Here is a 2,035-nt window from a genome sequence, read left to right as displayed (position 1 = left end):
TTGATGCGGGGTGGAGCAGTCTGGTAGCTCGTCGGGCTCATAACCCGAAGGTCGTTGGTTCAAATCCAGCCCCCGCTACCAATAATAATGTTAAGACAGGACCCCTGATTGGGGTTTTTGTTTTTGTGGAGTTAAAATTGGGCCGATGGCCCTTTTTTTTTATTTGTTGCCTATGGCCGTATCTGATCAGATTGAAAAATTAATTGAAGCGCCGATTGAATCGCTGGGGTACCAGCTTGTCGGTGTGGAATACATTCAGGGTGGACAAAATCCACTCCTAAGAATCTATATTGATGCAGATCAAGGTATTGGTATTGAAGACTGTGAACGTGTCAGTCATCAGGTCAGCGGCATTCTCGATGTCGAAGACCCCATCAAAAAAGCCTATTCACTGGAAATTTCCTCACCCGGATTTGATCGTCCCTTATTTAAGGAGCGTGATTTCATCCGTTTTACTGGTTCCTCAGCAAAAATTACCACTAAATTACCAGTGGAAGGCAGACGGAATTTTACCGGTGTGTTGCAGGGCTTTGAGAATGGTGAAGTATTAATTGAAGTGGATGGTGAGGTCTACGCCTTACCATTGGCAAAGTTGGCTAAAGCGCGACTGGTTGCCTGAAAAAGCGTACTATTTGCTGTTAATGAAAAAACTTAGTTTTGGATCAATTGCTTGCATCGATCCACTGGGGGCGTGATGAATAATAAAGAAATTTTGCTGGTTGTTGATGCCATGTCTAATGAAAAAGGCGTGGGTAAAGAAGTTATATTTCAGGCGATCGAAGCGGCGTTGGCAATGGCCACCCGTAAACGTTATGAAATGGAAATAGATGCCCATGTTGCGATTGATCGCCAGACTGGCAACTATGAAACTTTCCGTCAGTGGTTAATTGTCGATGATAACGACGAAAACTTCGAATCTTCAGAGTTGCAAATTAAATTGTCTGATGCGCTGGCCAAACAGTCAGATGCCAAAGTAGGCGATTACATTCGTGAGCCAATGGAATCAGTTGAATTTGGTCGAATTGCTGCTCAAACAGCCAAACAGGTTATCGTTCAAAAAGTACGCGAAGCAGAACGTGCTCAAGTAGTTGATATGTATCGCGAGAAAGTCGGCCAGATGATTCATGGCACGGTTAAACGTGTAGAACGCGGCAACGTGACTTTGGATCTCGGCGGAAATGCTGAGGCTCTTCTGCCCCGTGAAGAAATGATTCCACGTGAGAATTTCCGTAGCGGTGATCGAATCCGTGGTTATTTGAAAGAAATTCGTTCAGAAGCGCGCGGGCCACAATTAGTCGTCAGTCGTGTCGCGCCAGAATTACTGATTGAACTGTTCAGTCTTGAAGTCCCGGAAATCGGCGATGGCATGATTGAAATCAAAGGTGCTGCACGTGATCCTGGTTTACGAGCCAAAATTGCGGTTTTAGCACATGAACCACGAATTGATCCGGTGGGTGCCTGTGTCGGGATGCGTGGTTCACGTGTTCAGGCAGTCACTAATGAATTGGCCGGTGAGCGCGTCGACATTATCCTGTGGGATGAAGAACCGGCACGATTTGCTATTAACGCCATGGCACCGGCAGAAGTATTATCTATTGTTGTTGATGAAGACGCTCACAGCATGGATATTGCTGTTGAAGACGGCCAGCTGTCACAGGCAATCGGTCGTGGTGGTCAGAATGTACGGCTTGCCAGCCAGTTAACCGGTTGGGAGTTGAATGTTATGTCAGCTTCTGATGCTGACCAAAAGGCCGAAACCGAAATCAGTTCATTGATTAAGACATTTATGGCTGATTTGGACGTTGATGAAGACGTTGCATTGATTCTGGCTCAGGAAGGTTTTTCTTCACTTGAAGAAGTTGCCTATGTGCCGGAACAGGAAATGCTTGATATTGAAGAATTTGATACTGATATAGTTAATGAATTACGTTCACGTGCCAGAGACGTACTGCTGACACGCGCCATTGCTAGTGAAGAGCAAATTGAAAGTGCATCTCCTGCTGAAACAATCCAGGATTTGCCCGGTATGACCGCT

The 2,035-nt window shown here is 45.7% G+C and carries 1 protein-coding gene, 1 tRNA gene and 1 pseudogene; all 3 read left to right on the top strand.

Annotation, left to right across the window (positions count from 1 at the left end; all coding sequences use genetic code 11):
* Positions 1-4 precede the first annotated feature (4 nt).
* Positions 5-81, top strand: a tRNA-Met gene (locus tag B3182_RS07630).
* Between the two features lie 64 nt (positions 82-145).
* The gene (rimP, locus tag B3182_RS07625; RefSeq protein WP_292402037.1) at positions 146-619 is read left to right on the top strand and encodes a ribosome maturation factor RimP; all 474 of its coding nucleotides are present in this window, start codon (positions 146-148) and stop codon (positions 617-619) included.
* Positions 620-694: 75 nt separating this feature from the next.
* Positions 695-2,035: pseudogene (nusA, locus tag B3182_RS07620) on the top strand (transcription termination factor NusA); the annotation flags it as partial.

Source organism: Methylophaga sp. UBA4204 (genome assembly GCF_002379485.1).
Classification (GTDB): Bacteria; Pseudomonadota; Gammaproteobacteria; order Nitrosococcales; family Methylophagaceae; genus Methylophaga.
This window is presented reverse-complemented; position numbering and strand designations above follow the sequence as displayed.

Excerpts from the sequence above, each read along its gene's own strand:
- rimP (WP_292402037.1), top strand. The coding sequence starts at position 146 with ATGGCCCTTTTTTTTTATTTGTTGCCTATGGCCGTATCTGATCAGATT.